This is a genomic window from Pseudomonas nabeulensis (assembly GCF_004682045.1).
Lineage (GTDB): Bacteria > Pseudomonadota > Gammaproteobacteria > Pseudomonadales > Pseudomonadaceae > Aquipseudomonas > Aquipseudomonas nabeulensis.
Genome location: NZ_QUZT01000009.1, coordinates 112,251 through 127,313, shown reverse-complemented (window position 1 = coordinate 127,313; position 15,063 = coordinate 112,251). Strand labels below are relative to the sequence as shown.

Here is a 15,063-nt window from a genome sequence, read left to right as displayed (position 1 = left end):
GGGAGTGGAGTTTAGCGAACGCCATCCTGGCGCAAGGCGGCTGGGGTGAAGTCGCTGGTGGTGGCGGTGAAGCCGAAGTCATACGCCTGTTTCTCTTCGTTCTTCATGCCCAGGGCCAGGTAGCGGCCGGACTGCAGGTCGTAGAGGGTTTCCAGGGCGTACCACGGCACTTGCTTGTCGTAGTAGTTCTCGGCATGAGCTTCGGCGACGCGCCACAGTTGGCCACGGCCGTCGTAGTGGTCGATGACCGCGGCTTGCCAGGTGTCTTCGTCGATGAAGAAGTCACGTTTGGCATAGATGTGGCGCTGGCCTTCCTTCAAGGTGGCGACCACGTGCCAGACACGGCGCAACTCGTAGCGCGTCAGGTCCTGGTTGATGTGGCCGGCCTTGATGATGTCGGCGTACTTGAGCTTCGGATCGTCGATCTTGTAGCTGTTGGAGGCGATGTAGATTTCCTTCTTGCCTTCCAGCTTCCAGTCGTAGCGGTCCGGCGCGCCGTTGTACATGTCGAGGTTGTCGGAGGTCCGCAGGCCGTCGGCAGCAGTACCTGGGCCGTCATAGGACACTTGCGGCGCCCGGCGCACACGGCGCTGGCCGGCGTTGTAGACCCACGCCGAGCGCGGCTCTTTCACCTGGTCCAGGGTTTCGTGCACCAGCAGCACACCACCGGCCAGGCGTGCCGGTGCGGTCACTTGCTGCTTGAAGTAGAACAGCACGTTGCCCGGGTTTTTCGGGTCGTAGTCCTTCATCTTGTCGCGGAAGACGAATTGGTCCTTGAAGTACACCAGGCTGAATGAGCCGTTGGTTTGCGGCGTGGCCTGGGTCACCAGGCGGGTCACGCTGCCGCCGCGATAACGGGTGATGTGGTTCCAGATCACTTCCACGCCGCTTTTCGGGATCGGGAACGGGATCGCCGTCTCGAAGTTTTCCAGGCCGTTGCCACCCGACACCAGGTTGGTGTTGGTGGCGTTCTTCTTGATGGAGGCGAACACATCCGCCGGCACCGTGGCACCGCGATGGGTCGGGTAGACCGGCATCTTGAAGCTGTCCGGGTAGCGTTTGAACATCGCGTATTGCCCCGGCGCCAGCTTGTCCTTGTACTGCTCGACGTTGGCGGCGGTGATAGTGAACTGCGGTTGTTCGCTGGCGTAAGGGTTGGCCAGGAAACCACGGGCATCGACAGCGCCAGCGTTGGTAGGCAGTGGCGACCACTTCGGAATGGTGCCCGCCGCGTTACCGGCCATTTCGGCGCCCATTGGGGTCAGGGTCGTGCCCAGCTTGGCGGCTTCATCCGCCGACACTGCCGCCATGACGTTACTCGCCAGGATCGACAGCCCAAGCACACCCACGTGCAACAGATTTTTACTTATTTTCATGTTCTGGTTCTTCCTGAAAATGCATCTGCAAAGAGTGTGCTTAGAAGTTCACGCCGGCGCTCAGGGCGATGAAATCGCGGTCGTCCACCGTGCTGAACTTGCCACCAAAGAAGTTGGTGTAGTTCAAACCGACGGTGTAGGTGTTTTGGTACTCGGCATCCACACCCAGGCTGACCGCCTTGCGCCCTTCTTCAAAGTTGCCGCCAGGGCCTGGCGAGTAACCTTTGACGTCGTGAGACCACGCCACACTCGGCTTGAGGTTGACGCCGGCGAACACGTCCGGGTATTCCCAGATCGCACGGGCGCGATAGCCCCAGGAGGTGGCTGTGGTAAAGCCGTCGTTGTTGCAATTGGTATTCAGATCCGCAACGGGCACGCCAGCACCACCGGCGGTCGAGGTGTTGAGGGCATTACAGAACCCGGCAGGCAGGCTACCAGGGCCAAAAACCGGGTCGCGGCCATAACGAGTCTTGGATTTACTTTCCAGTCCACCGACATGCGTGACGCCAATTTCGCCCACAGTGGTCAAACGGCTTGCGCCCATCACCTGGTCAAAGAAGTGTGTAAATGTGGTTTGGAACTGAGTGATTTCCTTGCGCTTGTAACCATTGAGATCCTGCCCTGGAACGCCTTTGAGCACGGAGGCATTGGAGTAGCCATTCAAAGGAGTGACACCGGCAAACAGAATATCCGTCGAGTTCAACTGAACCGGAGCATTCGGCCGATAGCTCAGCTCACCGCTCCAGGCCGTCCCCGTGGGCAGGGTCGTGGAAAAGCTCAAGCCATAGAGGCGAATGTCTTCCGGGTACTCGACGAAGTATTGCGAATTACCGGCAATGATCACCGGCGCCAACTGCCTCAGCGCCGCAGGTGTGCCAGGGTTGTTGAGCAGGTTATAGAGCGATTGGGAGGCACCGCGAGCGCTGAAAATCGGCGCGCGGCTATGGTAATTCATGAAGTAAGCACCAAACTCCGTGTCCAACGGCTCAAAGTTGTAATGGAACGCAACCCCAAACTGACCACTGTCACGGGCATCCCTGTCGGCGCCACGGGCAACTTTCACACCCTCTTCGTTGACATCGACGCCAAAGGCATTAAGGGTCGGATACGCCGCAGCTGGAATCCGCGAACGCTTGTTCAATACACGAAGGTTATCGGTGCAACCATCCGAAATAATATCCGGCTGGGAGAAAAACGTTCCGCAGTTGTCCGTGACGGTCTGGTCCCATTCCAACTGATAGAACGCCTCTGCCGACAAATTATCCGTCAGGGTTTGCGACACATAGAACATGTTGACCGGAATCAAGCCTTCCTTGATTTCCGCGCCCGGACGACGGAACGCCGACACGTCGATCGGGTTGATGGAGTTAATGCCGCCGCCGATGAAGGTACTTTCACCCCAACTCACCACCTGCTTGCCGAAACGCACCGACCCTGGCAAATCGGCAACGTTGTAGTTGTGGTAGATAAACGCATCGAGAATCTGCCCGCCGGAGGATTTGGCGCCCTCTTTGCGGTTGTTGTCGCTGATGTCCTTGAACGGACGGCTTTCGTCCTTGAGCTCAAAGTCATACCAATACTTGCCCCGCACAAACACACCGGTATCGCCGTATTTCAGTTCCAGGTCGTGAATGCCCTTGAAGATCTTCGAGAAGGTCTCTCCACGCTTGAAGTTCAAGTGGCCGTCATCGGAGGTCTGGGACAGGCCCCTGCCACCGTTGTTGGCGCCGATCAGATCGCGGTTGGGCTTGGCTGTCGACCAGCTCGCACCCACGGAAAGCGACGAGTCAAAGCTACCTTCGATTTCACCGATGTTGAAACTGACGCCGAATGCGGGCCCGGCGAGCGTAGAGGCGAGGCTGACGGCCACGGGCAGTCTTGCCCGGCGCCAGAACTGGTTTACTGAGGTCATCGACGCTACTCCATGTGCATTATTGTTATGGCAGAGAGTTCGTTCTTGTGGATGCATGTAACGGCCGGAATACAACGATTCCAATGCCGCACGGCAACCGAGCCCCCATGGCCCGAAGCGCAACATCCTTGAAAAACTCTGAGGGGGACTATAGCCAGCAGGGGGTAGCGCTTGATCCCTCTAAAGTGTGATTTGTAGCACCGACCCGTCTGCCTCAACCCTTTCGCCACACCGACGAAGGTCGGCGCGGCAAGGATGGCTGAAAATTGGCAAATCACAAGTAAAGGCTTGAGATAGAGCATTGCCGCGCCCGAACGGGCGCGGCGAAGGGGGTCACAGTGTGGACAGGAACGTGCTGTTGTTGGCCTGCCACTCGATGATGTCGATACGGATACGTTTTTTGTCGAGCTTGCCTACGCTGGTCTTGGGAATTTCCGTAACAACGGCGATCTGGCTTGGAATCGCCCACTTGCTCAGGTGGCCCAATTCAACGAAGGGCTTGAGGTGCTCCTTAAGCTCGCGAGCGCATATCACATGGCCATCACGCACCACCAGCAACGCAAACGGGCGCTCACCCCACTGGGGATCGGCAATACCCACTACCGCTACTTCGCGTACCGCCGGGTGACGGCTGACCAGGTCTTCGAGGGCCAGGGACGAGACCCACTCGCCGCCGGTCTTGATCACGTCCTTGATGCGGTCGCGGATGTCGATCACACCAAACGCATCCAGCGTGGCCACATCGCCGGTGTGCATCCAGCCGCCGGCCCACAGCTCGGCGCCCTTCTCCGGCTCTCTGTAATAGCCCTCGGTGAGCCACGGCGCGCGCAAGACCAGTTCGCCCTGAGACTCGCCATCGGCAGGCAGGAAGTTGCCGTCGCCATCGACAATCGCCGCTTCCACCAACGGCCCCGGCACGCCGGCCTTGATGCGGTAGGTGGTGCGCTCATCCTCGGTGCCGGCCATCAACTCTTCGTTGAGGTGGGCGCAGGACACCAGCGGCCCGGTCTCGGACATGCCGTACGCGGCCGTCAGTTGGATCCCCCGGGCCTTGGAGGCTTCGTACAGCGTGCGGTTGAGTGCGCTGCCGCCGATGACGATTTTCCAGCCGCCAAAGTCCACGCCTTGGGCGGCCTTGGCGTTGAGCACCATTTGCAGGATGGTCGGCACGCAATGGGAGAAGGTGACCTTTTCCTTGCGCCACAGCTCCACCAGGTATTCCGGGTCGTAGCGGCCGGGGTAGACCTGTTTCAAGCCGAGCATGGTCGCCACATACGGCAGGCCCCAGGCGTGCACGTGGAACATCGGCGTGATCGGCATGTATACGTCGTTGGTGCCCAACAGCCGCACGCTGTCGACGCTGCCCATGATGGTGGCCACGCCGATGGTGTGCAGCACCAGTTGGCGATGGGTGAAGTACACGCCCTTGGGGTTGCCGGTGGTGCCGGTGGTGTAGAAGGTGGTGGCGACGGAGTGTTCGTCGAAGTCCTGGAAGTCGTACTGGGGGCTGGCGGCGGCCAGCAGGGTTTCGTACTCGCCGACCAGGTTGGGTAATTCCGCGGTTTTCGATTCACCGTCGGTGAGCAGCAAGGTCTTGTCGACTGTGGTGAGCTGCCCGGCGATGGCCTGGTAAAGCCCCACGAACTCGCTGTTGACCAGCACAAAGCGGTCCTCGGCGTGGTTCATGGTGTAGAGAATCTGTTCCGGCGACAGGCGCACGTTGATGGTGTGGATCACCGCGCCGATCATCGGGATGGCGAACATGCATTCCAGGTAACGGTGGCTGTCCCAGTCCATCACCGCCACGGTGTCACCGGCCTTCACACCGGCTGCGGTCAACACATTGGCCAGGCGGGCGACGCGCTCGATCAGGGTGGGATAGGTGTAACGCAGCTTGTCGCGGTAGACGATTTCCCGGGTTTTCTCGTAGCGGGCCCCGGACATCAACAGGCGTTTGATCAACAACGGGTATTGGTACGCGCCTTCGGCGGGCGGGATAACACGGGTCTGCAACATAGGAATCCCTTTTTATGACTGCACGGTCTTGGCTGAAAGACTTGCACTGTAGAGCGCTTGGGTTTCAGCCAAATCAGCCAAAGGAATGATTTGCAGAGGTGGTTAAGTGCTAGCCCTGAGCCATCACCAGAGCCTTGTGGAGATCCAATGTGGGAGGGGGCTTGCCCCCGATTGCAGTGGATCAGCCAACTGATCGGTAGCTGACACACCGCTATCGGGGGCAAGCCCCCTCCCACATTTGAACAGTGTTCACTCAAGTTTTACTTCATGCTGGTAAACGCCAGCTTCACCCCAATCGCAATCAACACCGCCCCCATCGTCCGATCAAACCAATGCCCCATCCGCGCAAACCCGGCACGCACGCGCTGCTGGCTGAACAACATGGCCACCAGACAAAACCACACCGCCGTCGCCACCGCCAGGTACACGCCGTAACCGGCCTGGATCGCCAGCGGCGTATGCGGGTTGATCACCACGGTAAACAGCGAGAGAAAGAACAGCGTCGCCTTGGGATTCAACCCATTGGTCACGAAGCCTGCGGTAAACGCCCCGCGTGGCGTGCGTTCGCCAGCTTCGCGGTGCAACTCGCCTTCCGCGACAGGCTTGGCCGGCTGCGCACGCAGGGCCTTGAAGCCGATGTATAGCAAGTACGCTGCTGCCGCCCATTTCAACGCGTTGAACAGCACGATGGACTGGGACACGATCAAGCCAATCCCCAGCAACGAATAGCCCACGTGCAAGAAAATCGCCGAGCCCACGCCCAGTGCGGTCCACGTCCCGGCGCGACGGCCATGGGTAACACTTTCGCGCACCACCACGGCAAAATCCGGGCCGGGGCTGGCCACTGCCAACAAGTGGATCAAGGCTACGGTCAAAAACTCGGCGAGGTACATGCTCACTCCAATTGAGTAACTGATTATTTCATCTGATAGGCTCGGCAGATTACGCCTTCGAACCCTGTCGCAAAAGGTACAGTTGATGACGAACAATCGCCGCGCGGTCTTCCTCGATCACCCCTCCCTGGACCTGGGAGACCTCGACCTCAGCGAGCTGCGCAACAGCTTCAGCGAGTTGCAGTTGTTTTCGGACACAACACCCCACAACGTGATCGAACGCCTGCAAGGCGCCCAGGTGGCCATCAGCAACAAGATCCCGCTCAATGCCGAAACCCTGGCGGCCTGCCCGGAACTCAAGTTGATCCTGGTGTCGGCCACCGGCACCAACAACGTCGATCTGCAAGCCGCCCGCGCCCACGGCATCACAGTCAGCAACTGCCAGGGCTACGGCACGCCATCGGTGGCGCAGCACACGATCATGTTGTTGCTCAACCTGGCGACGCGCCTGAAGGACTATCAACGGGACGTCAGCGCGGGCAAATGGCAGGAGGCCAAACAGTTCTGCCTGCTGGACCACCCCATCGTCGAACTGGAAGGCAAGACCCTCGGCCTGCTCGGTCACGGTGAACTGGGCGGCGCCGTAGCGCGCCTGGCCGAGGCGTTCGGCATGCGCGTGTTACTGGGAGCGATCCCCGGCCGCCCTGCCCGTGCCGACCGCATCCCGTTGGATGAATTGCTCACCCAAGTCGATGCCCTGACCTTGCACTGCCCGCTCAACGAACACACCCGCGACTTTATCGGCGCTCGCGAACTGGCGCTGCTCAAGCCGGGAGCTTTTGTGGTCAACACGGCACGCGGTGGTCTGATCAACGAGCAAGCCTTGGCGGATGCCCTGCGCAATGGCCACCTGGGCGGCGCTGCGACCGATGTGCTGAGCGTGGAGCCGCCGGTCAATGGCAATCCGCTGCTGGCCGGCGACATCCCTCGATTGATCGTCACCCCCCACAACGCCTGGGGCAGTCGCGAAGCGCGCCAACGCATCGTCGGCCAACTGACGGAAAACGCCCGGGGCTTTTTCAGCGGCACACCGCAGCGTGTCGTGAGTTGATAAACTGCGCCCCTTTTTCAAGGAGCAGACCATGGATCCGCGCAGTGAAGTACTGCTTCGTCAGGCCGAACTTTTTCAAGGCAACCTGCTGCTGGTAGGTTTGCCTGCCGACGACCTGCTGGGCCGCTTGCCCAACGCCCACGGCTGGTGCTGGCATGCCGGCGACCAGGCGGCGCTGGATGCACGCTTCGCCGAGCGCAGCCAGTTCGGCGTGAACGTGCCGGAGCGCGGGTTTGATGCAGCGGTGATCTTCCTGCCCAAGTCCAAAGACCTCACTGATTACTTGCTCAACGCCGTGGCCGCACGCCTGCCCGGCGCCGAGCTGTTCCTGGTGGGTGAGAAAAAAGCCGGTATCGAAAGCGCCGCCAAGCAGCTGCTCCCGTTCGGCAAGCCGCGCAAGCTCGACAGCGCACGGCATTGCCAGCTGTGGCAGGTCACCGTGGCCAACGCCCCGCAAGCGGTCGAACTGGAAAGTCTCGCGCAGGTCTTCGAGGTGCCGCTGGCCGAAGGGCCACTCAAAGTGGTCAGCCTGCCGGGCGTGTTCAGCCATGGTCGCCTGGACCGTGGCACCGAACTGCTGTTGGAGCATCTCGACAAGCTCCCGAGCGGTCACTTGCTGGACTTTGGCTGCGGCGCCGGCGTGCTCGGGGCTGCGGTAAAACGTCGCTATCCGCACAACACTGTGACGATGCTCGACGTGGACGCCTTTGCTGCCGCCAGCAGCCGCCTGACCCTGACTGCCAACGGTCTGGAAGCGGAGGTATTGACCGGTGATGGCATCGACGCAGCACCGATGGGTTTGAACGCGATTTTGAGTAACCCACCGTTCCATGTGGGCGTGCACACCGATTATTTCGCCACCGAGAACCTGCTGCGAAAAGCCGCGAAACACCTGGCAAAAGGTGGCGAACTGCGCCTGGTCGCCAACAGCTTCCTGAAGTACCAACCGTTGATCGAAGAGCATCTGGGCGTGTGCGCCATCAAGGCCGAAGGCAATGGTTTTCGCATCTACCGCGCCAAGCGAGGCTGACGGGCGTTTGAAAAAGAAGGCTTGCCGAATGGAGTTTGCCTAGGCAGAATCCGCTCCGTCCTAGGGGAGTAGTCTCCCACGAGCGCCACGCTCGTCCGGCATACGTCAACATACTTGGTCAGCAGACCATGGCGTATGCGACCCAGGTGTCCGCACAGACGGACCGGGGTTTGACAAGACCTATGACACGCACACCTTACCCGGGGCGGGAAGGCTGTACGTGTCATAGCCGTGTCGACCCGCCCCTGGAAACTTACCTGATGCTGGATTCACTACTCGTACCTACCGCAATCGTTGCCTTGGCCGAAATCGGCGACAAGACGCAACTGCTCGCGCTCATTCTCGCTGCACGCTTCCGCAAGCCCTGGCCAATCATCGCCGGCATCGTCGCCGCGACTCTGGCCAACCATGCGGCGGCTGGCGCCGTGGGGGCGTGGTTCGGCAGCTTCTTCTCGGATGCGGTGCTGCACTGGATTCTCGCGGCGAGCTTCTGCGCCACCGCACTGTGGACCTTGGTGCCGGACAAACTCGACGACGACGAAGCCAGTACCACGCGCAAGTTCGGGCCGTTCCTGACCACGCTGATTGCGTTCTTCCTGGCGGAAATCGGTGACAAGACCCAGATCGCCACGGTGATGCTGGCGGCGCAGTATCCGGAGCTGTGGCTGGTGATTATCGGCACCACCCTGGGCATGCTGATTGCCAACGTGCCGGTGGTACTGGCGGGGAATTTTGCGGCGGAGAAACTGCCGTTGACGTTGATTCGCCGGTTGGCGGCTACGGCGTTTTTTGTGTTGGCGGTAGTGGCGGTGTACAAAGCCATGCAGAGCAGCGGTTGGATCTGAGTATCTAAACCTGTAAACACAATCAAATGTGGGAGGGGCGGTGCGACGATTCGACTTGCCCCCGATAGCGGTGCATCAGCAACAGACTTGCTAAATGACACACTGCTATCGGGGGCAAGCCCCCTCCCACATTTGGATCTTCACACTGCCGGGAAGATCAGGACTTCTTGGCCTGCTGGTAAAGCGGCATCACCTTCGGAATCGCCGCCTGCAACGACGCAATCCGGCTGTCCGACGCCGGGTGAGTGCTCATGAATTCCGGCGGTGCGCCTTCCGAAGCCTTGGCCATTTTGTTCCACAGCGTAATGGCCGCATTCGGGTTGTAACCGGCACGGGCCGACAACTCCAACCCGATCAGGTCCGCTTCGTTTTCATTGCTGCGACTGTTGGGCAAGGTCATGCCGTAGTTGGCCACCGTATCGGCCAGCGCCAGGCTGTCCTGGCCCAGACCGAACAATGCACCGGCGCCCTGTTTGGCCATCTCGATCCCGTAGGCCTTGGACATGGCCTCGCGACCATGCTCACGCAAGGCATGGGCGATTTCATGCCCCATCACTGCAGCCAATTCGTCATCGGTGAGCTTGAGGTTGTCGATCAACGCGCTGTACACGAAGATCTTGCCGCCAGGCCCGCAGTTGGCGTTCATCTCGTCGCTCTTGATCAGGTTCACTTCCCACTTCCACTGCGCAGCATCTGCACGGAAGGTCGGCGCCTGGGCGATCAAGCGGTTGGCAATGGCCTGCACGCGCTTGGCGTTGGCGCTGGTCTTGTCCACCAAACCTTTGCCACTGGCTTCACCCAGGGTCTGCTGGTAGGACTGGGCATACATCTGGTCGACTTCCTGACTCGACAGCATGCTGAACATGTATTGCTTGCGCTCAACCCCCACGGCACCGCCGCTGGTGGTGTTGACCGACTGGCACCCGGCCAGCAGCAACGCTGTAGTCAATACACTTACCGCCAATGATTTCTTCATACTTACGCTCCCTGAAAACATGGCGCGTATCCTAGGCGGTCATGTGTATCGGCGCCAGATACAACAGACGTGTAACTCATGATTTTCAGATACATCTCACGCGCTACTTACGCAGGCGTCAGGCATTCCGGCCCGTTGAGCTTGGGATCATTGACCATATTGGCCAGTACCCGCTCGCGCAACGCGGTCGGCTCGCTGGCCAGCAGCGCCTGAAGAACGTGCAATGGCGTGTCGGGGTTGAGCCAGGCCTCCTGCCCCGCTGCATCCAGAATCAATGGACGTCGCTGGTTCTGAGCGGGTTGGGTCACCACTGCCGTACTCAGCCACACCTGCTCCTGCACCGGATACGCTTCCCAGATCGCCGCAAAAAACAGCGTAGAGCCCTCCCCCGGCGTCAGCCAGTACGGACGTTTACGCTGGGTGCCGCGCCACTCATAGAACCCGTTGGCGGGCAGCAGGCAGCGGCGCAGGCGAAATGCCTCACGAAACATCGGTTGCTCGGCCAGGGTCTCGGCTCGGGCATGGGCAGGCGTGCGGGAAAGGTCGGTCAGCCAGGGCGGCGTCAGCCCCCAGCGGGCGCGGGCCAGGGTGCGCTGGCCGTCGCTGGCGCGCTGGATCAGCACCGAATCATTCGGGGAGATGTTCCACTGGGCCTGCTGGTCGGCCGGGAAGCCCGGCAAGGCAGCAAAAGCGGGGTTCCAGCGAAACAGGGCATAACGTCCACACATGGGGCAACACGACTCTTGGGTAAACCGACCGACAGCCTAACAGACCAGCACGTCAGGGAAGCTGTCAGGTTCATCCCCCGGCATGGGCTGCGCGCCGATATAGGCGGTGATCAGCTCGCGGGCGTCAGCGGCGCGGTCGTTGTCCACCTCAAGGCCAAGCAGGCCAAAGATCGGCAGTTCGCCGGTGCCGCCGAGCAAATGGCGCCCCACCAGATGCGCCTCGATGCCCTCACTGGCGAGCATCTGTTGCAGCAATTCGCCTTCCATCAGGTTCTCCGGTTCGTAGATTCTCTGCATGGATATCCCCGTTATTCGTTTTCACTACGGGTTTCAAGCATCCATTCTTCCCCATGGACCTGAAGATCGAACACGATTGGCCGGCAGCACACCTGGCAGTCTTCAATGTAGGTCTGATCGCCACCTGACAAATCCACGGTGGTCTCGACTTCCTCACCACAATAAGGGCAATCGTATGTCGCGGTTTCCAGCATCGCAGCCTCCAAGGTGACTTGTGCGTATAATCGCCGGTCTATTGACAGGGCTATTTTCGACCGAGCCCATTACTCGGGTCGACCCCTGGTATTTCCTTTACTTACCCTAGCCGTTTCTAACAAGAGAGCATGATGGGCCAATTCGATACCATCCGACCTTACAACGACAGTGAAGTCCCGGCAGTACTGGACCGACTGTTCAGTGACAAGGCCTTTCTGGACATCCTGACCCACTTCCGCTTCCCGCGCTTCGCCGGCGCCCTGGGCTGGCTGCTCAAGCCGATGATCGCCCGCAAGCTGCGCCGTGAATTCGCCGGCGTCACCACCGTGGCCACGCTGCAGGACAAAGTCGAGTACTACGTCGACCACACCATCGACCGCGCGACCGACGGCGTGACCTACACCGGCGTCGAGCAGCTCAAGTCCGGCACCGCCTACCTGTTTTTGGCCAACCACCGCGATATCGTGATGGACCCGGCGTTCGTCAACTATGCCGTGTACCACGCCGGCCTGCCGACGCCGCGCATCGCCATTGGCGACAACCTGCTGCAAAAGCCGTTTGTCAGCGACCTGATGCGCCTGAACAAGAGCTTTATCGTGCACCGCTCGATCAGCGGGCGAAAGGAAAAGATGGCAGCGTTCAACCTGCTGTCGGCCTACATCAACCATTCGATCCGCAATGACTGCCAGTCGATCTGGATCGCCCAGGCCGAAGGCCGCGCCAAGGATGGGGATGATCGCACCGAGTCGGCGATCCTCAAGATGTTCCACGTCAGCCGCAAGGAAGAGCCGTTTGCCGAGGTGATCCAGTCGTTGAACCTGACGCCGGTGTCCATCAGCTATGAATACGACCCGTGCGACGCCGCCAAGGCCCGTGAGCTATACATCCGCGCCACCACCGGCACCTACAGCAAGGCACCGGGCGAGGACGATGTGAGCATTGCCTTGGGCATTACCGGTTACAAAGGCCGGGTACACGTGAACTTCGCGCCGCCGATTACCGAACGCTTTGAAGACACCAAGTCGCTGGCCACGGAAATGGACCGGCAGATTCTCGGTGGTTATCGCCTGTTCCCGGTGCATTACCTGGCGTACGCCCAGTGGAGCGACGCCGACCCGCAATTGCAGGTACCGACGGCGGCCGAGGTGTTCCCGGCCGATGAGTTGGCCAAGGCGAAGGCTGAGTGGGAGCGGCGCTTGAATGAGTGCCCGGCTGAGCATCGGCCGTTCTTGGTGGTGCAGTATGCGACGCCGGTGCGTAATCAGTATCGGGTTAAAGCAGGTATACCGCTGTAATCACCGATTAAAACTGTGGGAGGGGGCAAGCCCCCTCCCACAGTTGTTTTGTGGTGTGTTTTAGAGATGGGTACTGATCCAAGAGGTCAGCAACGCCAAGCCCAGGCAAATGAACCCCACCCGATAAGCCACGCGATGCGCCCGCTCGGTGCGCACATCCAGAAACAACATCGGCTGGTCAATCGCGCGATCTTCGCTTTGCGCGCTCAGGTCGGCCATCGCGCGCTGTTCGCGCAGGCGGGTGATAAACAGCAGCGCCGCACCTGGGCAGGCGACGGCTAACGCGAAAACATTGGTCAACAGTGCGGGCAGCGCCATCGCAAACCTCAATAAAACAGTGTTCGGGTATCAGTTCAGATACAAACCTGAACGATAGTGGCTTCCAGCGCCGCAAACGCTCCATCCCCCAATAACGGCTAATGTATCCAGTAATTTACGGCGTCACCTGAACGTCACCTTAACAAGCCACTCTGTTGCCCTTCGAACGTTCGGGAGCTTGTCATGCTGCACGCGCACAACCAGGATCGGCTGTATCTGATAGCCCAAAGCGACGAGCAGGAAGCACTGGTCGGCGGCCTCGCATTCAACGTCCAGGACCGCCACTGGCTGGTGTATTGCGCCCTTGGCGGCCACCAGCATGCCGACTTGCCGGAGGCCGATCTGTTGACGGGGGTGAGCCTGCTGGATTTCTGTATCGACACCGCCGCCTGAAACTGCAGGCGAAAAAAAACCGGACCCATCGCTGGGCCCGGTTTTTTAAAGGATCGGTTATTGCGAGCTAAGCAACGAACCAATGCTTGGGTCTTTGAACAGACGGGTCAGGGCATCGCTCAATACATCGCTGACCAGCTTGGTGTTGGTTTCCTGGTTCGGCGACATGCCGAAACGCTGGTTCAGGGACGCGCCGTAGCGACCGCTGTAGCGACGGGTGCCAGCAGTGACATCGGACTTGAAGGTCGCGCCGATGGACGCTTCAGTCACGTATAGGCCATCTTTGGGCGACTGGTATTTCAGCTCGGCCAGGGTGATGGTCAACTGCGGCGCACCTGGGGAGTTGGCCGGGGTGAACCCCAGCAGGCGCACAGCCGCTTCGGCCTGGGCTTGCAGCTTGGGCAGCACATCCTGAGCGTTCACGGACACCAGCGCAGTCTCCGGATACAGGCCGCCGCGGGAACCCAGGGTCGGCGACGGGCGGCCATCAACCACACGCACCGATACCGGCTGGCCATGACCTACCGGGGCCAACTGGGTGGTGAGTTTCGGTTCCGGGCTCAGTTGTTGCGGGCTATTGGCGCAGCCAACCAGGGTCAAACTGGTCACAGTGATCAAACCGAACAACAGGCGTTGCAACATGCGCTTCTCTCCAGGATTCAAGTACCGACAGGCCGGCAGTATAGCGGTGCGCCATCGCCGGGAACTAGGCCCAGTTACAACCTGAGACCCACGGCGCACGCGGCGGTTCGATGTCACCGAGATGTCACAGCCGTTACATCGGCCCGTCATCCCTCGACGGCATGCTTGGCCCCAATCTCAGGAGGTTGATCGCCATGCATTTTCTCTGGTCGCTGTTCGCACGCAAACCCGCTCTTCGCCAGTTCGCCCTGCTGGACGCCGAAGGCCGCTGCCAAGCCTTCAAAGAGTGCAGCCAGCCGCCCGTGGGCAACGGCTGGGTGGAAATCGAGGAGATTCGCCTGAGCTGGATGCATCGCCCACTGCCGGCCCATGTCCGTGTGAGCCCACGCCAGGCAAGGTCGCCGCGCCACCAGCCGTTGGCCGCCTGACCGAACACCTAATAAAAGTCATAAAACACGCCCATTTCCTTGGCGTTCTTCGCTACAATCTCCCCCCGATTATAAGGACGTCTCCTGATCGGGCCCCGCAGCATCGTTAATGCCTCGGTATTAACCCCCCAAACGCCCACAGAGAGCCGCCCACACAGATCGAGTGAAGCTGGCGCGCTTGCTGTTTTCCCTGCAAACCACCCGCCTTTGCCGAATCTGCCAGAGCTGCCATTGCGCTCGGCCACTTGAGTTGTTTGCCCGTTTTGCCGCGTGTCGGCAAGGTATCCGGGCCAGGTGCCAGGCTGGGGCAGCCCTTTTTTGAGGTTCACGTCTTCAAAAGAGCGTGAAAAAACGGGTTTTCACAACTTCACAAGAGTGTGGCGAGCAAATGAATAGTTTGGCGTTTGAACAAGCACCATCAGCGTCTGGAACAGCCCAACCCCACAGGACCGAGTACTCCTCAACAACCGGAGCTTGAGCCTGTCCGCTACGGATTGATTGCACGAATCGCACGCTTTGACCATAAGTCGAATTGCCACAGGCGCCCATGAATGCGTTCATAGGCAGATTAGCCCGGCAGGAAGCGTGTGCTGAACGTGCAAAGAATTGCGAAACGGATATGGCGATCCTGGCCATGGGTAACCTGGGGCAACACGTGAATCGCCCCG

General features: G+C 60.1%; 16 protein-coding genes and 1 riboswitch. Of the genes, 6 read left to right on the top strand and 10 right to left on the bottom strand.

What is annotated here, in order from left to right; translation table 11 throughout:
* Positions 1-11: 11 nt before the first annotated feature.
* The 4 genes from DYL61_RS07580 to DYL61_RS07565 form a co-directional block, all read right to left on the bottom strand.
* Positions 12-1,376, bottom strand: a complete 1,365-nt coding sequence (locus DYL61_RS07580; RefSeq protein ID WP_135307838.1) for a DUF1329 domain-containing protein — start codon at positions 1,374-1,376, stop codon at positions 12-14.
* Positions 1,377-1,416: 40 nt separating this feature from the next.
* Positions 1,417-3,288 carry a DUF1302 domain-containing protein gene (locus DYL61_RS07575; RefSeq protein ID WP_135307837.1) on the bottom strand — a complete coding sequence of 624 codons (1,872 nt, stop codon included), beginning with the start codon at positions 3,286-3,288 and terminating at the stop codon, positions 1,417-1,419.
* A gap of 333 nt (positions 3,289-3,621) precedes the next feature.
* On the bottom strand, positions 3,622-5,304 hold the full coding sequence (locus DYL61_RS07570; protein WP_135307836.1) for a fatty acid--CoA ligase: 1,683 nt from the start codon (positions 5,302-5,304) through the stop codon (positions 3,622-3,624).
* A gap of 260 nt (positions 5,305-5,564) precedes the next feature.
* Entirely contained in the window at positions 5,565-6,197 is a 633-nt protein-coding gene (locus tag DYL61_RS07565) for a LysE family translocator (RefSeq protein WP_135307835.1), read from the bottom strand.
* 85 nt (positions 6,198-6,282) lie between these two features.
* On the opposite strand from DYL61_RS07565, the gene DYL61_RS07560 reads away from it, so the two are divergent.
* From DYL61_RS07560 to DYL61_RS07550, 3 genes are all read left to right on the top strand, one after another.
* Positions 6,283-7,248, top strand: coding sequence for a 2-hydroxyacid dehydrogenase (locus DYL61_RS07560; protein WP_135307834.1), 966 nt, complete (start codon positions 6,283-6,285; stop codon positions 7,246-7,248).
* A gap of 31 nt (positions 7,249-7,279) precedes the next feature.
* Positions 7,280-8,278 carry a class I SAM-dependent methyltransferase gene (locus DYL61_RS07555; RefSeq protein ID WP_135307833.1) on the top strand — a complete coding sequence of 333 codons (999 nt, stop codon included), beginning with the start codon at positions 7,280-7,282 and terminating at the stop codon, positions 8,276-8,278.
* Positions 8,279-8,328: 50 nt separating this feature from the next.
* Positions 8,329-8,450: riboswitch (yybP-ykoY riboswitch) on the top strand.
* Positions 8,451-8,538: 88 nt separating this feature from the next.
* The gene (locus DYL61_RS07550) at positions 8,539-9,123 is read left to right on the top strand and encodes a TMEM165/GDT1 family protein (protein ID WP_016974259.1); all 585 of its coding nucleotides are present in this window, start codon (positions 8,539-8,541) and stop codon (positions 9,121-9,123) included.
* A gap of 157 nt (positions 9,124-9,280) precedes the next feature.
* Here DYL61_RS07550 and DYL61_RS07545 read toward each other — a convergent pair whose 3' ends face one another.
* From DYL61_RS07545 to DYL61_RS07530, 4 genes are all read right to left on the bottom strand, one after another.
* The gene (locus DYL61_RS07545) at positions 9,281-10,099 is read right to left on the bottom strand and encodes a M48 family metallopeptidase (RefSeq protein ID WP_135307832.1); all 819 of its coding nucleotides are present in this window, start codon (positions 10,097-10,099) and stop codon (positions 9,281-9,283) included.
* 107 nt (positions 10,100-10,206) lie between these two features.
* A complete protein-coding gene (locus DYL61_RS07540) occupies positions 10,207-10,827 on the bottom strand; it encodes an SOS response-associated peptidase (RefSeq protein WP_135307831.1) in 621 nt (206 codons plus the stop codon).
* A 36-nt stretch (positions 10,828-10,863) separates the two neighbouring features.
* On the bottom strand, positions 10,864-11,124 hold the full coding sequence (locus DYL61_RS07535; protein WP_105696140.1) for a putative signal transducing protein: 261 nt from the start codon (positions 11,122-11,124) through the stop codon (positions 10,864-10,866).
* An 11-nt stretch (positions 11,125-11,135) separates the two neighbouring features.
* Complete coding sequence (locus DYL61_RS07530; protein ID WP_135307830.1) at positions 11,136-11,318, bottom strand: CPXCG motif-containing cysteine-rich protein; 183 nt, start codon at positions 11,316-11,318, stop codon at positions 11,136-11,138.
* A gap of 132 nt (positions 11,319-11,450) precedes the next feature.
* On the opposite strand from DYL61_RS07530, the gene DYL61_RS07525 reads away from it, so the two are divergent.
* Positions 11,451-12,614 carry a 1-acyl-sn-glycerol-3-phosphate acyltransferase gene (locus DYL61_RS07525; protein WP_193559430.1) on the top strand — a complete coding sequence of 388 codons (1,164 nt, stop codon included), beginning with the start codon at positions 11,451-11,453 and terminating at the stop codon, positions 12,612-12,614.
* Positions 12,615-12,674: 60 nt separating this feature from the next.
* On the opposite strand, the gene DYL61_RS07520 is transcribed toward DYL61_RS07525, so the two are convergent.
* Complete coding sequence (locus tag DYL61_RS07520; RefSeq protein ID WP_135307828.1) at positions 12,675-12,932, bottom strand: hypothetical protein; 258 nt, start codon at positions 12,930-12,932, stop codon at positions 12,675-12,677.
* Between the two features lie 183 nt (positions 12,933-13,115).
* On the opposite strand from DYL61_RS07520, the gene DYL61_RS07515 reads away from it, so the two are divergent.
* Positions 13,116-13,325 carry a hypothetical protein gene (locus tag DYL61_RS07515; protein ID WP_105696144.1) on the top strand — a complete coding sequence of 70 codons (210 nt, stop codon included), beginning with the start codon at positions 13,116-13,118 and terminating at the stop codon, positions 13,323-13,325.
* A 57-nt stretch (positions 13,326-13,382) separates the two neighbouring features.
* Here DYL61_RS07515 and DYL61_RS07510 read toward each other — a convergent pair whose 3' ends face one another.
* Positions 13,383-13,967 (bottom strand): YajG family lipoprotein, encoded by a 585-nt coding sequence (locus tag DYL61_RS07510; RefSeq protein WP_122487557.1) that lies wholly within the window; start codon positions 13,965-13,967, stop codon positions 13,383-13,385.
* Positions 13,968-14,161: 194 nt separating this feature from the next.
* Here DYL61_RS07510 and DYL61_RS07505 point away from each other — a divergent pair, with 194 nt between their 5' ends.
* Positions 14,162-14,395: a hypothetical protein gene (locus tag DYL61_RS07505; protein WP_135307827.1), complete on the top strand. Its 234-nt coding sequence runs from the start codon at positions 14,162-14,164 to the stop codon at positions 14,393-14,395.
* Positions 14,396-15,063 lie beyond the last annotated feature (668 nt).

Coding starts and splice junctions, on each gene's coding strand:
- DYL61_RS07525 (WP_193559430.1), top strand. CDS start 11,451: ATGGGCCAATTCGATACCATCCGACCTTACAACGACAGTGAAGTCCCG.
- DYL61_RS07545 (WP_135307832.1), bottom strand. CDS start 10,099: ATGAAGAAATCATTGGCGGTAAGTGTATTGACTACAGCGTTGCTGCTG.
- DYL61_RS07510 (WP_122487557.1), bottom strand. CDS start 13,967: ATGTTGCAACGCCTGTTGTTCGGTTTGATCACTGTGACCAGTTTGACC.
- DYL61_RS07530 (WP_135307830.1), bottom strand. CDS start 11,318: ATGCTGGAAACCGCGACATACGATTGCCCTTATTGTGGTGAGGAAGTC.
- DYL61_RS07515 (WP_105696144.1), top strand. CDS start 13,116: ATGCTGCACGCGCACAACCAGGATCGGCTGTATCTGATAGCCCAAAGC.
- DYL61_RS07550 (WP_016974259.1), top strand. CDS start 8,539: ATGCTGGATTCACTACTCGTACCTACCGCAATCGTTGCCTTGGCCGAA.
- DYL61_RS07540 (WP_135307831.1), bottom strand. CDS start 10,827: ATGTGTGGACGTTATGCCCTGTTTCGCTGGAACCCCGCTTTTGCTGCC.
- DYL61_RS07535 (WP_105696140.1), bottom strand. CDS start 11,124: ATGCAGAGAATCTACGAACCGGAGAACCTGATGGAAGGCGAATTGCTG.
- DYL61_RS07580 (WP_135307838.1), bottom strand. CDS start 1,376: ATGAAAATAAGTAAAAATCTGTTGCACGTGGGTGTGCTTGGGCTGTCG.
- DYL61_RS07505 (WP_135307827.1), top strand. CDS start 14,162: ATGCATTTTCTCTGGTCGCTGTTCGCACGCAAACCCGCTCTTCGCCAG.
- DYL61_RS07575 (WP_135307837.1), bottom strand. CDS start 3,288: ATGACCTCAGTAAACCAGTTCTGGCGCCGGGCAAGACTGCCCGTGGCC.
- DYL61_RS07570 (WP_135307836.1), bottom strand. CDS start 5,304: ATGTTGCAGACCCGTGTTATCCCGCCCGCCGAAGGCGCGTACCAATAC.
- DYL61_RS07560 (WP_135307834.1), top strand. CDS start 6,283: ATGACGAACAATCGCCGCGCGGTCTTCCTCGATCACCCCTCCCTGGAC.
- DYL61_RS07520 (WP_135307828.1), bottom strand. CDS start 12,932: ATGGCGCTGCCCGCACTGTTGACCAATGTTTTCGCGTTAGCCGTCGCC.
- DYL61_RS07565 (WP_135307835.1), bottom strand. CDS start 6,197: ATGTACCTCGCCGAGTTTTTGACCGTAGCCTTGATCCACTTGTTGGCA.
- DYL61_RS07555 (WP_135307833.1), top strand. CDS start 7,280: ATGGATCCGCGCAGTGAAGTACTGCTTCGTCAGGCCGAACTTTTTCAA.